At 61.7% G+C, this 18,467-nt stretch carries 19 protein-coding genes; 9 read left to right on the top strand and 10 right to left on the bottom strand.

Annotated features, from left to right (window positions below; genetic code table 11):
* The first annotated feature begins 25 nt into the window (after positions 1-25).
* From HX824_RS23320 to mnmH, 3 genes are all read left to right on the top strand, one after another.
* A complete protein-coding gene (locus HX824_RS23320; RefSeq protein ID WP_003211245.1) occupies positions 26-772 on the top strand; it encodes a TerC family protein in 747 nt (248 codons plus the stop codon).
* 84 nt (positions 773-856) lie between these two features.
* A complete protein-coding gene (selD, locus tag HX824_RS23325; RefSeq protein WP_003211248.1) occupies positions 857-1,891 on the top strand; it encodes a selenide, water dikinase SelD in 1,035 nt (344 codons plus the stop codon).
* Positions 1,891-2,994 carry a tRNA 2-selenouridine(34) synthase MnmH gene (mnmH, locus tag HX824_RS23330; protein WP_177055137.1) on the top strand — a complete coding sequence of 368 codons (1,104 nt, stop codon included), beginning with the start codon at positions 1,891-1,893 and terminating at the stop codon, positions 2,992-2,994. Before selD ends, mnmH begins: the two co-directional genes overlap by 1 nt.
* Positions 2,995-3,123: 129 nt before the next feature.
* On the opposite strand, the gene HX824_RS23335 is transcribed toward mnmH, so the two are convergent.
* Positions 3,124-4,179 (bottom strand): permease, encoded by a 1,056-nt coding sequence (locus HX824_RS23335; RefSeq protein WP_003211251.1) that lies wholly within the window; start codon positions 4,177-4,179, stop codon positions 3,124-3,126.
* A 125-nt stretch (positions 4,180-4,304) separates the two neighbouring features.
* Positions 4,305-5,006 carry a hypothetical protein gene (locus tag HX824_RS23340; RefSeq protein WP_008435916.1) on the bottom strand — a complete coding sequence of 234 codons (702 nt, stop codon included), beginning with the start codon at positions 5,004-5,006 and terminating at the stop codon, positions 4,305-4,307.
* A 217-nt stretch (positions 5,007-5,223) separates the two neighbouring features.
* On the opposite strand from HX824_RS23340, the gene HX824_RS23345 reads away from it, so the two are divergent.
* The 3 genes from HX824_RS23345 to hemB all read left to right on the top strand — a co-directional run bounded on the left by HX824_RS23345 (position 5,224) and on the right by hemB (position 7,871).
* Positions 5,224-5,922 carry a glutathione S-transferase N-terminal domain-containing protein gene (locus HX824_RS23345; protein ID WP_008435902.1) on the top strand — a complete coding sequence of 233 codons (699 nt, stop codon included), beginning with the start codon at positions 5,224-5,226 and terminating at the stop codon, positions 5,920-5,922.
* Between the two features lie 8 nt (positions 5,923-5,930).
* A complete protein-coding gene (locus tag HX824_RS23350; protein ID WP_177055138.1) occupies positions 5,931-6,773 on the top strand; it encodes a PhzF family phenazine biosynthesis protein in 843 nt (280 codons plus the stop codon).
* Positions 6,774-6,896: 123 nt separating this feature from the next.
* Positions 6,897-7,871 (top strand): porphobilinogen synthase, encoded by a 975-nt coding sequence (gene hemB / locus HX824_RS23355; RefSeq protein WP_177055139.1) that lies wholly within the window; start codon positions 6,897-6,899, stop codon positions 7,869-7,871.
* Between the two features lie 125 nt (positions 7,872-7,996).
* Here hemB and HX824_RS23360 read toward each other — a convergent pair whose 3' ends face one another.
* Positions 7,997-8,611, bottom strand: coding sequence for a LysE family translocator (locus tag HX824_RS23360; protein WP_003211632.1), 615 nt, complete (start codon positions 8,609-8,611; stop codon positions 7,997-7,999).
* 146 nt (positions 8,612-8,757) lie between these two features.
* On the opposite strand from HX824_RS23360, the gene HX824_RS23365 reads away from it, so the two are divergent.
* Both HX824_RS23365 and HX824_RS23370 read left to right on the top strand, forming a co-directional pair.
* A complete protein-coding gene (locus HX824_RS23365) occupies positions 8,758-9,843 on the top strand; it encodes a DUF1615 domain-containing protein (protein WP_008435895.1) in 1,086 nt (361 codons plus the stop codon).
* Between the two features lie 93 nt (positions 9,844-9,936).
* A complete protein-coding gene (locus HX824_RS23370) occupies positions 9,937-10,356 on the top strand; it encodes a PaaI family thioesterase (protein ID WP_003211628.1) in 420 nt (139 codons plus the stop codon).
* Between the two features lie 60 nt (positions 10,357-10,416).
* Here HX824_RS23370 and HX824_RS23375 read toward each other — a convergent pair whose 3' ends face one another.
* The 3 genes from HX824_RS23375 to HX824_RS23385 are packed head-to-tail and all read right to left on the bottom strand — an operon-like array spanning position 10,417 to position 12,999.
* On the bottom strand, positions 10,417-11,598 hold the full coding sequence (locus HX824_RS23375) for an acetyl-CoA C-acetyltransferase (protein ID WP_177055140.1): 1,182 nt from the start codon (positions 11,596-11,598) through the stop codon (positions 10,417-10,419).
* Between the two features lie 11 nt (positions 11,599-11,609).
* Positions 11,610-12,269 carry a CoA transferase subunit B gene (locus HX824_RS23380; RefSeq protein ID WP_003211625.1) on the bottom strand — a complete coding sequence of 220 codons (660 nt, stop codon included), beginning with the start codon at positions 12,267-12,269 and terminating at the stop codon, positions 11,610-11,612.
* A 31-nt stretch (positions 12,270-12,300) separates the two neighbouring features.
* Positions 12,301-12,999 (bottom strand): CoA transferase subunit A, encoded by a 699-nt coding sequence (locus HX824_RS23385; protein WP_008435892.1) that lies wholly within the window; start codon positions 12,997-12,999, stop codon positions 12,301-12,303.
* Positions 13,000-13,132: 133 nt separating this feature from the next.
* Here HX824_RS23385 and HX824_RS23390 point away from each other — a divergent pair, with 133 nt between their 5' ends.
* The gene (locus HX824_RS23390) at positions 13,133-14,041 is read left to right on the top strand and encodes a LysR family transcriptional regulator (RefSeq protein WP_023658941.1); all 909 of its coding nucleotides are present in this window, start codon (positions 13,133-13,135) and stop codon (positions 14,039-14,041) included.
* A 64-nt stretch (positions 14,042-14,105) separates the two neighbouring features.
* Here the strand turns inward: HX824_RS23390 and HX824_RS23395 are convergent, their stop codons facing one another.
* The 4 genes from HX824_RS23395 to HX824_RS23410 all read right to left on the bottom strand — a co-directional run bounded on the left by HX824_RS23395 (position 14,106) and on the right by HX824_RS23410 (position 18,450).
* Positions 14,106-14,435, bottom strand: coding sequence for a hypothetical protein (locus HX824_RS23395; protein WP_003211618.1), 330 nt, complete (start codon positions 14,433-14,435; stop codon positions 14,106-14,108).
* A 626-nt stretch (positions 14,436-15,061) separates the two neighbouring features.
* Positions 15,062-15,910: an NAD-dependent protein deacetylase gene (locus tag HX824_RS23400; protein WP_177055141.1), complete on the bottom strand. Its 849-nt coding sequence runs from the start codon at positions 15,908-15,910 to the stop codon at positions 15,062-15,064.
* A 14-nt stretch (positions 15,911-15,924) separates the two neighbouring features.
* The gene (locus HX824_RS23405; protein ID WP_003211614.1) at positions 15,925-16,365 is read right to left on the bottom strand and encodes a CBS domain-containing protein; all 441 of its coding nucleotides are present in this window, start codon (positions 16,363-16,365) and stop codon (positions 15,925-15,927) included.
* 135 nt (positions 16,366-16,500) lie between these two features.
* Entirely contained in the window at positions 16,501-18,450 is a 1,950-nt protein-coding gene (locus HX824_RS23410) for a DNA topoisomerase III (RefSeq protein ID WP_177055142.1), read from the bottom strand.
* Positions 18,451-18,467: the final 17 nt, after the last annotated feature.

Consider the following 18,467-nt stretch of genomic DNA (forward strand, 5'->3'; position numbering starts at 1 on the left):
CCGCACACAACACCAGGAATGACCTATGGAATACCTTTTACAACTGGCCGCCAGCCCGACCGCGTGGATCGCACTGGCCACCCTGATCGTCATGGAGATCGTGCTGGGGATCGATAACCTGATCTTTATCTCGATTCTCACCAACAAGTTGCCGGTGAAGCACCGGGCCAAGGCCCGCCGCATCGGCATCAGCATGGCATTGATCCTGCGTCTGGGCCTGTTGAGCACTATCGCCTTTATCGTGCAGCTGACCGAGCCGGTCATCGACATCCTGGGGCAGTCGTTCTCCTGGAAAGACATGATCCTGATCGCCGGTGGCCTGTTCCTGGTGTGGAAGGCCACCACCGAGATCCATCACAGCATGGACCCCGAGAAGGAGCATGTGGACACCGGCGCGCCGAGCGTGACCCTGGGCTTCGCCTCGGCGATTGGCCAGATCCTGCTGCTGGACATGGTGTTTTCCATCGACAGCATCATCACCGCCGTGGGCATGACCGAGCACTTGCCGATCATGATCATTGCCGTGGTGGTCTCGGTGATCGTGATGCTGGTGGCGGCCGAGCCGCTGGCCAAGTTCATCAACGACAACCCGACCATCGTGATGTTGGCCCTGGGCTTCCTCATCATGATCGGTATGACGCTGATCGCCGAAGGTTTCGGCGCCCATGTGCCAAAAGGCTATGTGTATGCGGCCATGGCGTTCTCGGCGGCCATCGAGTGCCTGAACATGATGCGACGCAACCGGCATAAACGGCTTGCTGCCAAACACTAAGGGCTGAACATAAAGGCCGACTGCATGCAGTCGGCCTTTTGCTGTCTGCTAGAATCCGCCCACTTGACGCCTTGAGGGATACCCATGAACGAGCCGATTCGCCTGACCCAATACAGCCACGGTGCTGGTTGCGGTTGCAAGATCTCACCTCAGGTACTGGAAGTGATCCTCGCCGGCAGTGGCGCACAGAACCTCGACCCCAAGCTCTGGGTAGGCAACGCTTCGCGCGATGACGCGGCGGTGTACGCCATCGACGAGGAGCGCGGCGTGGTGTCCACCACCGACTTTTTCATGCCGATCGTCGATGACCCCTTCGACTTCGGCCGCATTGCCGCCACCAATGCCATCAGCGATATCTATGCGATGGGCGGCGATCCGTTGATGGCCATCGCGATTCTCGGCTGGCCGGTCAACGTGCTGGCTCCGGAGATTGCCCGGGAAGTGATTCGCGGCGGCCGTTCCGTGTGTGACGCTGCCGGGATTCCCCTGGCCGGCGGCCACTCCATCGACGCCCCCGAGCCGATCTTCGGCCTGGCCGTCACCGGGCTGGTGGAGAAGCGCCACATGAAGCGCAACGACACCGCCACCGCCGGTTGCCAGCTGTACCTGACCAAACCCCTGGGCATCGGCATCCTCACCACGGCCGAGAAGAAGGGCAAGCTGCGCGAGGCCGACGTGGGCCTGGCCCGTGACTGGATGTGCACCCTCAACAAACCCGGCAGCCGTTTTGGCAAGCTGGCCGGTGTCACGGCCATGACCGACGTCACCGGTTTCGGCCTGTTGGGCCACCTGGTGGAAATGGCTGACGGCAGCCAATTAACTGCCCGCATCGAATATGAAAAAGTCCCACGCCTGCCCGGGGTTGAGTACTACCTGGAACAGGGCTGCGTCCCCGGCGGCACCTTGCGCAATTTCGACAGCTACGCCAGCAAGCTGGGGCGCCTGAACGAACTGCACAAACGCGTGCTGTGCGACCCGCAAACCAGCGGCGGGCTGCTGGTGGCGGTCACCCCCGAAGGCAATGCCGAATTCCTCGCCGTGGCGGCGGAGCTGGGCCTGAACCTTGAGCCGATCGGCGAACTGGTTGAGCGACAGACCAACGCGGTAGAGGTGTTCTGATGCCCATCGACATCACCGATTACCGCGATATCTTTCTCAACGACCGGCCGATGATGGATACCCGCGCGCCGATCGAGTTCATCAAGGGCGCGTTTCCCGGGGTGGTCAACCTGCCGTTGATGACCGACGACGAACGCGAACGGGTGGGCACCTGTTACAAGCAGCAAGGCCAGCAGGCGGCCATTGTTCTCGGGCACGAACTGGTGTCCGGGGCGATCAAGGCCGAACGTATCGAACACTGGGCGCGTTTTGCCCAGGCCAATCCGGATGGTCTGCTGTACTGCTTTCGCGGCGGGATGCGTTCGCAGATTGCCCAGCAATGGTTGAAAACCGAGGCGGGTATCGACTATCCGCGAGTGGGCGGTGGCTACAAGGCCATGCGGACTTTCCTGCTCGACACGGTTGAAAGCGCCACCGCGCAATGCGACTTCGTACTGTTGGGTGGCATGACCGGTACCGGCAAGACCGAAGTGCTCGGCCAGTTGAACAACGCCCTGGACCTGGAAGGCCACGCCAACCATCGCGGTTCCAGCTTCGGCAAACGCGCCACGGCGCAACCTTCCAACATCGACTTCGAAAACCGCCTGGCGGTGGACCTGCTGAAAAAGCGCGCCGCCGGTATCGAGCAGTTTGTGGTCGAGGATGAGAGCCGCATGATCGGCAGCTGCGCGCTGCCGTTGCCCCTGCACAAAGGCATGCAGGGCTTCCCGATGGTCTGGCTGGAAGACAGCGTTGAAGGCCGGGTGGAGCGCATCCTGAAGGATTATGTGGTGGACCTCTGCGCCGAGTTTGTCGCGGTGTTTGGCGACACTGGCCAGGAACTGTTTGCCGAGCGCCTGACCCAGAGCCTGGGCAATATCCACAAGCGCCTGGGCGGCGAGCGGTTTGCGCGGTTGCACGCGATCATGCAGGAAGCATTGGCGGAGCAAGCTCGCAGCGGTGCGGTGGAGTTGCACCGCGGCTGGATTGAGGGGTTGTTGCGTGAGTATTACGACCCGATGTACGCGTTCCAGCGGGAAAGCAAAGGCGCACGCATCGAGTTTGCGGGAGAGCAAGCGGCGGTGGTGGAGTATTTCCGGGACAGGCTCGCTCGGCGTACGTGATTGATTGAGTTTGCCGGCCCCTTCGCGAGCAAGCCCGCTCCCACATTCGACCGCGTTTATCCAGTAGGAATGCAGGAAAAATGTGGGAGCGGGCTTGCCCGCGAAGAGGCCCTCGAATTCACTCGATCACTACAGGATAAACGCCCCGATCAGCCCACACACCACCCCCATCAGCATCGTCAGCCCGGCCACGGTCACCAGCACCCGCGCATCGAAATCCTTGCGCAGCATCAGCAGCGACGGCAGGCTCACGCTCGGCAGGGTCATCAGCAAGGCCACGGCCGGGCCGGTACCCATGCCGAGGGTCATCATGGTCTGCACAATCGGAATTTCGGCGGCGGTCGGGATCACGAACAACGTGCCGACAATCGCCAGAGGCACCAGCCACACCAGGCTGTTGGCCATGGCGCCGTCAACGTGGGGAAACAGCCAGACCCGCGCCGCGCCAAGGATCAGCACCGCCAGGATGTACACCGGAATCGTGCTCCAGAACAGCTGCCACAGGGTGCGCAGCCAGCGGGTCAGGAACGGTTCGGTTTCGGCATGGCTGGCCTGGGCCACGGCGTCGAGCGCGGCTTCCGGTACCTGCTCCGGCCGCGCGATGCGTTGCGCCACCAGCGAAACACCCACCACCAGCACGATCCCGGCCACCAACCGCAGCGCAGTAAAGCCCCAGCCCAGCACAAAGCCCATGAACACCAGTGTCGCCGGGTTCAGCACCGGGTTGGCAATCCAGAACGCCAGCGCCGCGCCGACCGAGACTTTCTGCCGACGCATACCGGCCGCCACCGGAGCGGCGCAGCAACTGCACATCATCCCCGGCAGGGCGAACAGCCCGCCACGCAGGGTAGATCCCAGCCCGGCACGGCCAAACAGGCGCAGCAGCCAGTCCCGTGGGATCAGCACCTGCAGCAATGAGCCGAGAATGACCGCCAATACGGCAGCTTTCCAGATCGCCAGGAAATACACCTGGGCATAGGCCAGCGCGGCGGCCAGTGGCGCGCTTTGCTGGTCGTTGAGAATCGAGGCGCCGATGCTGTGGTTGTCTGCCGCGATAAACGCCTTGGCGTAGTAGGGCGACCATTTCACGTAGTAGAGGCCGACGCAGGCCACCAGCAGGAACAGCGCTGGTTTCCACCAGAAGGACCAGCCCCGGGCAGGCTGGGTGGAGGAGAGGTTGGACATGTAGATGATCCGCAGGTGAGTCAATAGCGCAACATCATACGCTGTACAAGGCCGCCTCCGAAGCACTGTGGCGAGGGAGCTTGCTGTGGCGAGGGAGCTCCCTCGCCACGGGTCTTCAGGGGCGGTCAGATATCGGCGCTGACTTGCGTTGCGTCCGGGCAAGTCTGCTGGCCATTATCCAGGCCTTGCTTGTAGTTGCGGCTGAGCAGCGAGGCCTTGCCGTTGTGCCAGGTCAGGGTCAACACATACAAGCTATCGAAATCGCTGCCGGACCAATCGTCGGTAATCACATGTTTTTCACCGACGGCCTCGCTTGCCACCTTGTTGATCAAGTCCGGCAGATACCCATGGGACCAGGCAGTGTAGATGACGGCGTTGTGGTATTTGTCTTCCACCAGTTCGTCAGCGAGGGCGCTGGTGTCATTGGCCGAGAACTTGATGTTGACCGGCAACCCGAGCTTGATCGCGCTGGGGCTGATGGTCATCAACGGGCGGATGTAGCTGTAGGAGTTGTCTTTCTCGCCTTCCTCGACATTGCGGGTCGGGTTGGGTGCGAACACGTAGTTGGCCTTGCCGAATTTTTCCGGCAGCACGGTGGCCAGGTTCATCGCACGGTTAAGCCCCTGGCAGTTGAGTTGGCCGAGGCCCCCGGCAGGTTTCTCGCCATGGCGCAGGAACACCAGGGTTTGCACGCCGTCGACCGGCTGGGCGCGGCTGACCCGCGATTCCAGGCTAAGGCCGACCGCGGCGCTCACCAGCAATACCGGCAGCAGGATGTAGGAGTAGCGTTTGAAGCGTTTCGCAAGACACAGAGGCTTGTAGGTCATGATGGTTCTAAGTCTCGGTGCAGGGATTCAGGGCAAGCAAGCCCAGCCATCGGGCGCTCTTTAAGAGTCCCCCAAGGCAGTTTGGTTCGTTTCGCGGGGGAGATGGGGCGGCATCCTTGCCGTGTGCAGGAGATTAACCCGCAGATGTTGCTGAATTAAGACGGATGCACGATAGGCACTGAACCACTACTCTCCTACTTTTATCAGGAGTCCTATGATGAACTCACTTTCAGACTTCCCCATCACCGCCAAATGGCCGGCCCGGCATCCCGAGCGTCTGCAGCTGTATTCGTTGCCCACGCCCAACGGGGTCAAGGTGTCGATCATGCTCGAGGAAATCGGCCTGCCCTACGAGGCGCACAAGGTCAGTTTCGAGACCCAGGACCAGCTTTCCAGCGAGTTCCTGTCGCTGAACCCCAACAACAAGATCCCGGCGATCATCGACCCCAATGGCCCGAGCGGCCAGGCGCTGGGGCTGTTCGAGTCGGGCGCGATCCTGATCTACCTCGCCGAGAAGAGCGGTGAATTGCTTCCCGAAGACCCGGCGATGCGTTACGAGACGATCCAGTGGCTGATGTTCCAGATGGCCGGTATCGGGCCGATGTTCGGCCAGGTGGGGTTCTTCAACAAATTCGCCGGCGCGGCCTACGAAGACAAGCGCCCGCGCGACCGCTACGTCGCCGAGTCGCGCCGCTTGCTGGAGGTGCTGGAAAAGCGCCTGTTGGGCCGCACCTGGATCATGGGTGACGAGTACAGCATCGCCGATATCGCCACCTTCCCGTGGGTTCGCAACCTGATCGGCTTCTATGAGTCCGGCGACCTGGTGGGTATTACCGACTTCCCGAACGTACTGCGGGCCCTGGACGGGTTTGTCGCCCGGCCGGCGGTGATCCGTGGCTTGAACATCCCAGCATAAGGACCGGCATGGCTTCTTTCGACTTCAAACAACTGGACGTTTTCAGCAGCGTGGCCGTCAAGGGCAACCCGTTGGCCGTGGTGCTGGGCGCCGACAGCCTGAGCGACCAGCAGATGGCGGATTTCGCCAACTGGACCAACCTCAGCGAAACCACCTTCCTGCTCAAGCCCCGTGATCCACGAGCGGACTACCGCGTAAGGATCTTCACGACCCTCAAGGAATTGCCGTTTGCCGGCCATCCGACCCTGGGCAGTTGCCATGCCTGGTTGCTGGCCGGTGGCCAACCCGCTGGGGAGGAGATCATCCAGGAGTGTGAGATCGGCCTAGTGCGCATCCGCCGCCAGGGCGATGAACTGGCGTTTATCGCGCCACCGTTGCTGCGTTCCGGCCCGCTGGAAGCTGAATTGGTCGAGCGCGTGCGTCGGGCCCTGGCCCTTGAACCCGGTGCGATTTTGCGCAGCCAGTGGGTGGATAACGGCGCGGGCTGGCTGGCGGTGATGCTGGCGGATCGCGAGCAGGTACTGGCACTGCGGCCGGACTATTCGCAGTTGCAGGGCTTGGCCGTGGGCGTGATCGCCCCGTGGAACCCCGAGCGGGATGGCGATGAGGCGCAGTTTGAGGTGCGGGCCTTTATTGCCGGCGACGGCGCTCCGGAAGATCCGGCCACCGGCAGCCTGAACGCCGGTGTCGCCCAGTGGTTGCTGGGCGAGGGCTTGGCGCCCAGTTGCTATGTGGTCAGCCAGGGCACCGCCATGGGCCGCGCCGGGCGAATCCGCGTTGAACACAGCGGCGAGAAAATATGGATCGGCGGCGCGGTTGCCGTTTGCATTGAAGGCCGTCTACAGCTCTAGATCAATGCAATTGTTACCAAGCCTGCAATAAACTGTTCCGCACTTGGCGTTTGTGCTCTGCGGTGCACGAGGCATAAGCTTTCGCCCCAAAGATTTTTGGCCTGCCTTTTTTCAGGAGCATCAATGTCCAGCCAGTTCCCCGAAGCCCGTCCACGCCGCCTGCGCCGCTCCCCGGAGTTGCGTGGCCTGTTCCAGGAAAGCGAATTCACCCTCAATGACCTAGTGCTGCCGATCTTCGTTGAAGAAGAAATCGACGACTTCGTGCCGATCACCAGCATGCCCGGGGTGCAGCGCATTCCCGAGTCGAAGCTGGCCAGCGAGATCGAACGCTATGCGAAAGCCGGGATCAAGTCGGTGATGACCTTCGGCGTGTCCCACCACCTGGACGCCTCGGGCAGTGACACCTGGCAAGAGCGTGGCCTGGTGTCGCGCATGTCCTCGATCATCAAGGATGCGGTGCCGGAAATGATCGTGATGTCCGATACCTGTTTCTGCGAGTACACCGACCACGGCCATTGCGGCGTGATGCACGGCGCCGAAGTCGACAACGACCGCACCCTGGTCAACCTTGGCAAGCAAGCTGTGGCCGCCGCCCGTGCCGGTGCCGATGTGATCGCGCCGTCTGCCGCGATGGACGGGCAGGTCCAGGCCATTCGCCGGGCCCTGGATGAAGCAGGCTTCAGCCATATCCCGATCATGGCCTATTCCACCAAGTTCGCCTCGGCCCTCTACGGCCCGTTCCGCGAAGCCGGCGGCAGCGCGCTGAAGGGCGATCGCAAGAGCTACCAGATGAACCCGATGAACCGCCGCGAAGCGGTGCGCGAATCGTTGCTGGATGAGCAGGAAGGTGCGGACGCGCTGATGGTCAAGCCGGCCGGCGCGTACCTGGACATCATCCGCGACATCCGCGAAGCCTCGCGTTTGCCGGTGGCGGCGTACCAGGTCAGCGGCGAGTACGCGATGATCAAGTTCGGCGCCCAGGCGGGCGCGATCGACGAAGCCCGCGTGGTACGGGAAACCCTGGGCTCGATCAAGCGCGCCGGTGCGGACTTGATCTTCACCTACTTCGCGATGGACCTGGCACTCGCCGGGATCTAAGTAACCTGTGGCGAGGGAGCTTGCTCCCGCTGGGGCGCGCAGCGGCCCTGAAAATGGGCCTGCTGCGCAGTCCAGCGGGAGCAAGCTCCCTCGCCACAAGAAGGCTGTTCGCGGCTGCTTGCAACTTAGCGCTGGGCAAACGCCAGGTTCAGCCCCAACCCCGCAAACGCCGCTGCAAAACTGCGGCGCAGCCAGTTCTGTACACGTGGCGATTCGATCACCGCGCGGCGGAACACATTGGCCAGCAGGCCATAAATCACAAACACCGCAAACGTCATCGCCATGAATACACTGCTCAGCAACAGCATTTGCAGGGCCGGTGCGCCCGCGCCCGGGGTGACGAATTGCGGCAGGAACGCCAGGAAGAAAATCGTCAGCTTGGGGTTCAGAATATTCAGCAACAGGCCTCGCACCATCAGGCTGTGGGCGCTGGAAATCGTCGGTGTGTCGTTCATGGCAAAGGCCGTTCGGTCCCGCCAGGTGGCGTAGGCGAGGTACAGCAAGTAGGCGGCCCCGGCATACTTGAGGGCTTCGAACGCCAGGGCGCTGGTATGCAGCAGGGCGGACAGCCCAAGCACGGAGGCCAACAAGTGCGGAACGATCCCGGCGGTGCAGCCCAGCGCCGCGAACACACTGGCGCGCTTGCCGGCGGTCAGTCCGGTGGACACGGTGAAGATCACGCCGGTGCCGGGAATGAGCACGACGATCAGGCAGGTGATCAGGAAGTTCAGGCTAAGCATGGCATTCAAACTCCTTGTAGGAACGACGGGAGCCTGATCCTTTCACGTTGCGGTTTTTTTGGCGAGTGCGGCAGGTCGGCGAACCCCGGTTAGACTTACCGGTCGATATCTGCCAAGACTGGCCCATTGTCGCCCAAGGAAGCCCCATGCGTTCATCTCGCCTCATCCTGTGCCTTACCACCTTATTGGTATTGGCCGGCTGCTCCAGCCAGCGCACCCAGCAACTGCCGGAACGCAGCGAAGCCGAGGTGAAAGCGCAGATCGTGCGACTGATGCCGGCCAGCGTGCCGGATCGTGGCGGCTGGGCCCAGGACATCTACACCGCCTTCAACACGCAGAAAATCTACCCCGGTACGGAGAACATCTGCGCGGTATTGGCCGTGACCGAGCAGGAGTCCACCTATCAGGTCGACCCGCCGGTCCCGAACATGGGCAAGATCGCCCAGGACGAAATCCTGCGGCGCGCCGCTAAAGTCCATGTGCCGGCGGTATTGGTGCGCACGGCACTGCAACTGCGCTCGCCCACCGGCAAGTCCTACGCCGAGCGCTTGAACGCTGCGCGCACCGAGCGGGATTTGAGTGGAATCTTTGACGACTTCATCAGTGTCGTGCCCTTGGGCAATACGCTGTTTGGCGGCTTCAACCCGGTGCATACCGCAGGCCCGATGCAGGTCAGCATCGACTTTGCACAAAAGCAGGCACGGGATTATCCCTACACCGTGGATGGCAGCATCCGCCGGGAAGTGTTTACCCGCCGAGGCGGCATGTACTTTGGCATCACCCATCTGCTGGGCTACCCGGTGAATTACGACCAGATGCTGTACCGCTTCGCCGATTTCAATGCCGGTTGGTACGCCAGCCGCAACGCCGCATTCCAGGCAGCGGTCAGCCGGGTCTCGGGTACCACGCTGGCGCTGGACGGCGACTTGATCAACTACGGCTCGTTCCTGCCAGGCACCACCGAGCTGGCAGTGCGCTCACTGGGCAAGGCGCTGGACATGCGCAACCCGAGCATCCGCAGCCAGCTGGAGCAGGGCGAGCGCCTGGATTTTGAAGACACCACCCTGTACCAGCGGGTGTTCGCCCTGGCCGACAAGGCCGCCGGCAAACCGGTGCCGCGGGCGATCCTGCCGGGTATCGTGCTGAAAAGCCCGAAGATCACCCGCAACCTCACCACGGCCTGGTTTGCCAAGCGCGTGGATGAGCGTTATCAGCGCTGCATGAAGCGTTAGGCTTATCACCGGGGATTTACCGGGCTGATGTTGATGGTCCGGATGGCGGCGGTGGGATACACCTCCAGTCTTGTCCCCAAGGAAGAACCTGACATGACTGCCCATGCCATCCCCGAAGGCTTTACTCCACTGCGTCGCAGCAGCCCACTCCTGGACCTGCTTGGCCCGGTGTATAGCCGAGGTGAAGGCTTGCAGCTGGAAATCGGCCTGCGCGCCGACAACCGCCACGCCAACGGACGCGGCACCGTGCACGGTGGCGTGCTGGCCACCCTGGCGGATGTGGGCATGGGCTACGCCATGGCGTTTTCCAGCGAGCCGCCGCTGCCGTTGATCACGGCGAGCATGACCCTGGACTATCTCGGCGCGGTGCAGGTAGGGGAGTGGGTCGAGGTGCGTCTGGAGCATCACAAGCGCGGGCGGCAGATGGCGTTTGCCACGGTCAGCGTGCAGGTCGGGGAGAAGGTGGTGGTGCGGGCAAATGCGGTGTTTGCGGTGCCCCAGGCGCGGGACTGACCGATAAAGAAAAGGCCCGGTTTTCGTGGAACCGGGCCTTTTCCATGTTGCTCTTTGAAATCAGCTGCGTTCAAGGGCCAGGGCTACACCTTGCCCGCCACCGATGCACAGGGTGGCCAGGCCCTTCTTGGCGTCACGCTTGATCATTTCATGCAGCAGGGTCACCAGCACACGGCAGCCTGACGCGCCAATCGGGTGGCCGATGGCAATCGCGCCGCCGTTGACGTTGACCCTGGCCGCGTCCCATTCCAGCTCTTTGCCCACCGCCAGTGACTGCGCGGCAAAGGCTTCGTTGGCTTCGATCAGGTCCAGGTCGCCCAGGCTCCAGCCGGCCTTGTCCAGGCAGCGGCGGGTGGCCGATACCGGGCCAATGCCCATGATCGCGGGATCGACGCCGGCGTTGGCGTAGCTGGCGATGCGTGCCAGTACCGGCAGGCCCAGGGCCTTGGCTTTGTCCGCGCTCATCAGCAGCACGGCAGCCGCGCCGTCGTTGAGGCTGGATGCATTGCCGGCGGTGACCGTGCCGTCTTTCTTGAAGGCCGGCTTGAGCTTGGCCAGGGATTCGGCGGTGGTGCCCGCCCGTGGCTGTTCGTCCACGGCGAAGGCCACCGGGTCGCCCTTGCGCTGGGGAATCAGGATCGGTGTGATCTCATCGCTGAAACGCCCGGCTTCAATGGCCGCCGTGGCTTTTTGCTGGGAGGCGGCGGCGAAGGCGTCCTGGGCTTCACGGCTGATGCCGTACTTGTCCACCAGGTTCTCGGCGGTGATGCCCATGTGGTAGTCGTTGAACGCATCCCACAGACCGTCGGTGATCATGCTGTCGATCATCTTCGCATGGCCCATGCGCAGGCCGGTGCGGGCGGCCGGCAATACGTACGGGGCCAGGCTCATGTTCTCCATGCCGCCGGCGATGATCACCTCGGCATCGCCGCAACGGATCGCTTGTGCGCCCAGGTGCAGGGCCTTGAGCCCCGAGCCGCAGACCTTGTTCAGGGTCAGCGCCGGCACGGCGTGGGGCAGGCCGGCGAGGATCGAGGCCTGGCGGGCCGGGTTCTGGCCGCTGCCGGCGGTGAGCACCTGGCCAAGGATCACTTCATCCACGAGTGCCGGGTCGATGCCGGTCTGCTCCAGCAGGCGACGAATCACCGCAGCCCCCAGCTCCGGGGCCGGGATGCTTGCCAGCGAACCTTGGAAGCTGCCCACGGCGGTGCGGGTGGCAGCAACAATCACGACGTCTTGCATGGAATCTGTCCTCACTGGAAGTGCATTTCTGGAACGTGGTCCGGGACGATCAGTTTACCGGCTGTCTTGCTGACGATCTCTTCAACACTGACGCCAGGTGCGCGTTCCTTGAGGACAAAAGCGCCATTTTCGATTTCCAGGTAGGCCAGGTCCGTCAGCACGCGCTTGATGCAGTTGGCGCCGGTCAGCGGCAGGCTGCATTGGCTCAGCAACTTGGATTCACCGTCCTTGGACGCGTGGGTCATGATCACGATGATGTTCTCGGCACCGGCCACCAGGTCCATCGCGCCGCCCATTCCCTTGACCAGCTTGCCGGGGATCATCCACGAGGCGATGTTGCCCTGTACATCGACCTCAAACGCGCCGAGCACGGTCAGGTCGACATGGCCGCCGCGAATCATCGCGAAGGACTCGGCCGAGGAGAAGATCGACGCGCCAATGCGCGCGGTGACGGTCTGTTTGCCGGCGTTGATCATGTCGGCATCGATGGTTTCTTCAGTAGGAAACGGACCCATGCCCAGCAGGCCGTTTTCCGACTGCAGCATGACCTCCATGCCTTCTGGGATGTAGTTGGCCACCAGGGTCGGAATGCCGATGCCGAGGTTGACGTAGAAACCGTCCTGCATTTCGCGGGCGACGCGTTGAGCCATTTGTTCGCGGGTAAGAGCCATTTTTTGTCTCCTTATTATTTGGGCTGGTGGATTATTTGCGGAGGGTGCGCTGTTCGATGCGCTTCTCGAAGGTGCCGCAAATGATCCGGTCGACGTAGATCCCTGGGGTGTGGATATGCGCCGGGTCCAGCTCGCCCGGTTCGACGATTTCTTCGACTTCGACCACGGTGATCCTGCCGGCGGTGGCGGCCAGCGGGTTGAAGTTCTGGGCGGTATGGCGATAGATCACATTGCCGAAGTGGTCGGCTTTCCAGCCTTTGACGATGGCGAAGTCGCCGGTGATGGATTCTTCCATCAGGTACGGGCGACCGTTGAACTCGCGGGTTTCCTTGCCTTCAGCGACTGGCGTGCCGACGCCGGTGGCGGTGAAGAAGGCCGGGATGCCGGCACCGCCTGCGCGCAGTTTTTCGGCGAGGGTGCCTTGGGGCGTCAGGACCACTTCGATTTCGCCGCTGAGCAGTTGCTTCTCGAACAGGGCGTTTTCACCGACGTAGGACGCGAAGACCTTGCTGATCTGCTTGCCTTCCAGCAGCAGGCCCAGGCCGAAGCCGTCGACGCCGCAGTTGTTGGAGACCACGGTCAGGTTGCGGGTGCCCTTGCGCTTGATTTCGGCAATGAGGTTTTCCGGGATGCCGCACAGGCCAAAACCACCGGCAAGAACCGTCATGCCATCTTCCAGGCCTGCCAGCGCCTCTTCATAGGACGCTACGCGTTTATCAAAACCTGCCATATGCACCTCTTTTATTGTTTGTGGGCCAGCCATATGAACCGAGTGTTGCGCCGACGGATTGATTTGTTAAGTTGTTTTTTAAGGTTGATTGATTTAAAAAACAGCACAGTCCTCAGCCATCGGGAGAAGCTTCATGACAGTTAAACAGATGCGCGCCTTTCTTGCCGTGGCCCAGACCTTGAGCTTTGCGGCCGCCTGTGAGCGTTTGCATCTTTCCCAGTCGGCCTTGAGCTTGACCATCAAAGGCCTGGAAGAAGGCCTGGGCGGGCGGCTGTTCAGCCGCAATACGCGCAATGTCGCGCTGACTCCCGAAGGAGAATCGCTACTGCCCCTGGCCCGGCGCCTGATCGCCGATTGGGACAATGCCGAGGATGAGTTGCGCCAGCGTTTCACCCTGCAGCGCGGGCGGGTAACGGTGGCGGCGATGCCGTCGTTTGCCGGAAACCTGCTGCCACCGATCCTGAAGATTTTTCGCGCGCGCTATCCTCAGGTCAACGTAACGGTGAATGACGTGATCAACGAGCAGGTGCTGGAAATGGTCCGCGATCGCCAAGTGGAGTTGGGCGTGGCGTTTGAACCGTCGGAAAGCTCATCGCTGGTGTTCACCCCGCTGTATGTGGACCGCTTTGTGGCGGTGGTGCCCGGTGACTCGCCATTGGCACGCCGCTCCGATATCGCCTGGCACACCTTGCTGGAACAACCCTTCATCACCTTGCAGCGCCCGTCCACGGTACGAGTGATGCTTGAAGAACACCTGAAGGCGCTGGACCTGAAGCTGCCCGTAGCCCTGGAGAGCCATCAACTGGCGACGGTGGGCAAGATGGTTGCCAGTGGCTTGGGCGTGAGTGCAGTGCCGGCGTTGTGTGCACGCCAAATGCAGGAAGCAGGCGCCCATTGCATCACCTTGAGCGATCCGGTGATCGAACGGCCGATTGGTGTACTGACCAAGCCCGGCCACGAACTTTCAGCGGCGGCCCAGGCCATGTTTGATATTTTTTGCGATGAAGCGGGGAAGGGGCGTTTCCCGGCGTTGTTGCAATAACCGTCGGCCATAAAAAAGCCTGCTCGTTTTAAGCGAGCAGGCTTAAGTGATAAGTGCGTAGTTATCAGCAGTATCTGTCGATCACCTTAACTTGCGAATGGCCTTTAAGGTTCTGCCACTCGGTATTAAGTGTATGGAAGACCTGCTCGATAAAGTTGCGATCGGCGGCGGCTTTCTTGCCGACATAACCCTGGCCGCGGCGGTACATCTTCAGGCGCGCTGCCAGTTCACGGTTATTCCTGTCGAACTCTTCTTCCACGGTGTGGGGCGCCAGGCAGTCAATATGGACCTGGCCCGATTTACCAATCCAGAGGATATGGTCGTCGAGCGTGTCTTTCTGCGCTGCGAACATCTCAGCCAATTCATCGATAGTTGGTTGGTTGTTCAGATTCATGTGTAAGCCCCTTGACCAGTTGGCGATCTCTAGTTGATCCGTTAAAACTACTAAGTTGTCTCCGGCTCAGAAAACCGGGCGTCAGCGACTGTCTGCCGAATACGGGCAGGGTCTTGAACCGATGCATGTAGTCTTGCTGATGACCTGCTACGCAATGGTTTCATAACGAAGACAAGCAGCGTTTGAGCTCCTTGTACCGATCCTTTCGGGCCGGTCAGCTTCATCAATCTGCCTTGTGGGCAGTGCACATCCGGAAAAAACAGCTCGGCGGTCAGACGAGCTTGTTCAAAACGCGTGTTACCAACGCTCCCGATCCGGGAGACGCTTGAATCATGCAATTACAAAACGGTTACGTCAACGATTATGTAGTGATTATTTTTGAGCACTACATAAATCCTTGCAGGGCGGGGGTGTGAGCGGAAAACATGACTTGGGCGTCACTTTTCGTGCGGGCAGGTCGCGGGATCCGGGGGCTTTTTGTGGCGAGGGAGCTTGCTCCCGCTGGGGTGCGAAGAGCCCCCACCAGGCTGACTGCGGTTCTGCAGGAATCATTCGGTTGTCGGTTTTGGGGCTGCTGCGCAGCCCAGCGGGAGCAAGCTCCCTCGCCACAGAAAAGCAGGATTGGGCTATCCCAGGCGTTCTGCCAGCAACGGCAACAAACGTTCGCAGGAGGCTTCGATCTTGAGTTGCAGCAACTCATCGCCCCGTGTCTTGCCCAGATTGATGGCAATCACGGGCTTGCCTTGCTCGACCATCGCCTTGCACAACCGAAACGCTGAATACGCCATCAGCGACGAACCCACCACTAGCAATCCTTCTGCGTCATCCACCGCCGCCATCGCCTTGGCTGCCGTGCCCTGGGCGACGTTCTCGCCGAAAAACACCACGTCCGGTTTCAACCGTTGCCCGCCGCAGTGGGGGCAGCGGGGCACCTGAAAACGTCCTTCAAAGGCCGGGTCCAGCAGGGTGTCACCGTCGGGGGCCTGAACGGCATCCACACCCGCCAGGTACGGGTTCTCGGCTTCCATTTGGCGCTGGATCAGGTTCCGGTCGCTGGTCTGCTGGCAATCCAGACATAGCGCCCGGTGAAGGCTGCCGTGGAGTTCGATCACATCATGGCTGCCAGCCTGATCGTGCAGGGTGTCGACGTTCTGGGTGATCAGCCCGGTAATGCGCTGGCGTTGCTGCAGAGTGGCCAGGGCGATATGCGCCGCGTTCGGCTGCGCGACACGCACCCTCGGCCAGCCTAGCATCGCCCGCGCCCAGTAGCGGCGGCGCGCCTGCGAGGTTGCCAGGAACTCCTGGTACATCATCGGCGCCTTGCCCCGGCGCACGCCTTCGCTGTCGCGATAATCGGGAATCCCCGAAGAGGTGCTGATACCCGCACCGGTCAGCACCAGGAAGCGCCGTTGGGACATGGCCCGGTGCAGGCTGTCGAGTTGGTTATCGACTTGATGTTGCAGGGTATCGAGCATGGGGTCCCCAATGATTATTCGCCGCGAATGTACTGCTCCAGCTGTTTGATCAGGTCGGCCTGTTCGGCAATCGCTTCCTTGACCAGGTCGCCGATGGACAGCAAGCCAAGCAGTTCGCCATTCTCCACCACAGGCAGGTGCCGCAGATGTCGGTCGGTCATGATCGTCATGCACGTCTCGACAGTCTGGTGAGTGTCGACGGTGATCACCGGTGAATTCATGATCTCGTGGGCTTTGGTCGTCACCGAAGACAATCCATGGAGGATGACCTTACGGGCATAGTCTCGTTCACTGATGATGCCCACCACCTTGCCGTCCTGGAGCACTGGCAAGGCCCCGACGTTTTTCGAAGCCATCACGATCAAGGCCTCAAATACCGTATGGTCGTGGGGGATGGTGTGGACTTGATGGTTATGCTGGTCTTTGGACTTCAGCACTTGGGCAACGGTTTTCATGGAGGCCACTCCGGTGTTGTTATTGTTGGGAGGTTAGCAGGCCCTACAGAATCCTGGATGGCCTGCAGCAGGGCAAGGTCCAAAGCGGCATACATCCCGTCGAAAAACGTCATTGTCGCGATTTCTTAGTGCTTCTCAGCCTTTGTTTGCCGGTTTTGCCGCCCGCTTCGGGCTGGTGGCCGTCTTGCGCTTGGACGGTTTGCGTTTGTTTTTCCATGGTGTGGCGCCACGTCCGGCCGGGCTGGCCGGGCCGCTGATGGTCAGGCGCATGCCAGTGCAGCGGGTCACCTGTTTGCTCATCCATGCCGCCTGTTTGGCGACGAACTCTTCCAGGCTCATCTCGCCGCTTTGTACCATGTCCAGTGCCTGCTCCCAGATAGCGGTGGTACCGGGGTCGGCAATTGCCCGTGGCACTGCATCAATCAGGCTGAAAGCGGCGGGTGTTGCCGACAGCGCCTTGCCGTTTTTCACCAGGTAGCCGCGGTCCAGCAGGCCCTGGATGATCCCGGCGCGGGTGGCTTCGGTGCCGATCCCGGTGGTGTCCTTGAGCTTTTGCTTGAGCAGCGGGTCTTCCACCAGCTTGGCGACGTTTTTCATCGCCTTGATCAGGTCGCCTTCGGTGAAGGGTTTGGGTGGCTGGGTCCACAGGTCCTTGAGGTTGACCTTGGCCACGGCGTAGTCCTGCCCCTGAACCAGTTTTGGCAAGGACTGCGGCGCAGGTGCTTCACGGCCCTTGGCCGGCGCCAATGCTTCCGGCAATGCGCGTTTCCAGCCAGGCTCGACGATGACTTTACCGACAGCCCGCAAGGCTTCACCGGCACAATCGAAATCTGCCTGGGTACGGTCGTACTCGTGGTTGGGCAGGAACTGCGCGAGGTAGCGGGCGCGAATCAAGGTGTAGACGGCGCGATGCTTGCCCGTCAATTGCCCGACATCCTTGCCGGCGCCGGTGGGAATGATGCCGTGGTGAGCGCTGACCTTGGCGTCGTTCCAGGCTCGGGAGCGTCGCTTCGGATCGATGTGTGGCATCAATTCATTCACCGCCGGATCGGCCCGCCCCAGCGCCGCGAGAATTTTCGGCGCGTCGCCGTGCTGGCTCAGGGGCAGGTAGCCGCAATCGCTGCGTGGGTAAGTGATGACCTTGTGGGTTTCGTAGAGCGACTGGGCAACATCCAGGGTTTCCTGGGCGCCGAGGCCAAGCTTTTTCGAGCAGATTTCCTGCAGGGTGCCGAGGTCGAAGGGCAGGGGCGCGACGTCGCGCATGCGCTCGGTACGCAGTTTGACCAGCCGGGCGCTGGCGGCGTTGCTCATGGCATTGGCGGCGTCCCGGGCAAGCTGCGGATTGAGGCACCGGCCCTGATCGTCACAGGCGTCTTCTGTTGCGCGCCACTGCGCCGTAAAGGTGATGTCGTCGTGGAGCAGATCCACATCGGTGGCCCAATAAGCGACGGGTACAAAGTCGGCAATGCTGCGGTCCCGGTCCACTACCAGGCGCAAGGTCGGGGTTTGCACACGGCCGACCGGCAACACGCCCTGGTAGCCGGACTGTTGGCCCAGCAGGGTAAACAGCCGGCTCATGTTCATCCCGATCAGCCAGTCGGCACGGGAGCGGCCAAGGGCCGAATGGTAGAGGCTGAAGGTTTCAGCACCGGGCTTCAACGAGGCCAGGGCCTTGCGGATGGATGCGTCATCGAGTGCCGAGAGCCACAGCCGCTGGATGGGACCGCGATAACGGCAATGCTCCACCAGTTCACGGGCGATCATCTCGCCCTCACGGTCGGCATCGGTGGCGATCACCAGTTCCTTGGCTTCCCCCAGCAGACGCTTGACCGCCTTGAACTGGCTGGCAGTCTTGGGCTTGACCAGCATCTTCCACTTCTCGGGAATGATTGGCAGGTCGGCCAGCACCCAGCGCTTGTACTTGGCGTCGTAGCTGTCGGGCGGGGCGGTTTCCAGCAGGTGGCCGATGCACCAGGTCACCGTCACGCCTGAGCCCAGCCAGCAACCGTCGCCACGCCGGGTCGCGCCGAGCACGGCGGCGATATCCTTGGCCTGGGACGGTTTTTCACAGAGGAACAGCCGCATGGTCACCACATTCGCTA

Origin of the sequence: Pseudomonas sp. D4002, from assembly GCF_013385665.1 — a bacterium.
In the GTDB taxonomy this organism is placed as follows: Bacteria; Pseudomonadota; Gammaproteobacteria; order Pseudomonadales; family Pseudomonadaceae; genus Aquipseudomonas.

Excerpts from the sequence above, each read along its gene's own strand:
- HX824_RS23320 (WP_003211245.1), top strand. The coding sequence starts at position 26 with ATGGAATACCTTTTACAACTGGCCGCCAGCCCGACCGCGTGGATCGCA.
- selD (WP_003211248.1), top strand. The coding sequence starts at position 857 with ATGAACGAGCCGATTCGCCTGACCCAATACAGCCACGGTGCTGGTTGC.
- mnmH (WP_177055137.1), top strand. The coding sequence starts at position 1,891 with ATGCCCATCGACATCACCGATTACCGCGATATCTTTCTCAACGACCGG.
- HX824_RS23335 (WP_003211251.1), bottom strand. The coding sequence starts at position 4,179 with ATGTCCAACCTCTCCTCCACCCAGCCTGCCCGGGGCTGGTCCTTCTGG.
- HX824_RS23340 (WP_008435916.1), bottom strand. The coding sequence starts at position 5,006 with ATGACCTACAAGCCTCTGTGTCTTGCGAAACGCTTCAAACGCTACTCC.
- HX824_RS23345 (WP_008435902.1), top strand. The coding sequence starts at position 5,224 with ATGAACTCACTTTCAGACTTCCCCATCACCGCCAAATGGCCGGCCCGG.
- HX824_RS23350 (WP_177055138.1), top strand. The coding sequence starts at position 5,931 with ATGGCTTCTTTCGACTTCAAACAACTGGACGTTTTCAGCAGCGTGGCC.
- hemB (WP_177055139.1), top strand. The coding sequence starts at position 6,897 with ATGTCCAGCCAGTTCCCCGAAGCCCGTCCACGCCGCCTGCGCCGCTCC.
- HX824_RS23360 (WP_003211632.1), bottom strand. The coding sequence starts at position 8,611 with ATGCTTAGCCTGAACTTCCTGATCACCTGCCTGATCGTCGTGCTCATT.
- HX824_RS23365 (WP_008435895.1), top strand. The coding sequence starts at position 8,758 with ATGCGTTCATCTCGCCTCATCCTGTGCCTTACCACCTTATTGGTATTG.
- HX824_RS23370 (WP_003211628.1), top strand. The coding sequence starts at position 9,937 with ATGACTGCCCATGCCATCCCCGAAGGCTTTACTCCACTGCGTCGCAGC.
- HX824_RS23375 (WP_177055140.1), bottom strand. The coding sequence starts at position 11,598 with ATGCAAGACGTCGTGATTGTTGCTGCCACCCGCACCGCCGTGGGCAGC.
- HX824_RS23380 (WP_003211625.1), bottom strand. The coding sequence starts at position 12,269 with ATGGCTCTTACCCGCGAACAAATGGCTCAACGCGTCGCCCGCGAAATG.
- HX824_RS23385 (WP_008435892.1), bottom strand. The coding sequence starts at position 12,999 with ATGGCAGGTTTTGATAAACGCGTAGCGTCCTATGAAGAGGCGCTGGCA.
- HX824_RS23390 (WP_023658941.1), top strand. The coding sequence starts at position 13,133 with ATGACAGTTAAACAGATGCGCGCCTTTCTTGCCGTGGCCCAGACCTTG.
- HX824_RS23395 (WP_003211618.1), bottom strand. The coding sequence starts at position 14,435 with ATGAATCTGAACAACCAACCAACTATCGATGAATTGGCTGAGATGTTC.
- HX824_RS23400 (WP_177055141.1), bottom strand. The coding sequence starts at position 15,910 with ATGCTCGATACCCTGCAACATCAAGTCGATAACCAACTCGACAGCCTG.
- HX824_RS23405 (WP_003211614.1), bottom strand. The coding sequence starts at position 16,365 with ATGAAAACCGTTGCCCAAGTGCTGAAGTCCAAAGACCAGCATAACCAT.
- HX824_RS23410 (WP_177055142.1), bottom strand. The coding sequence starts at position 18,450 with ATGCGGCTGTTCCTCTGTGAAAAACCGTCCCAGGCCAAGGATATCGCC.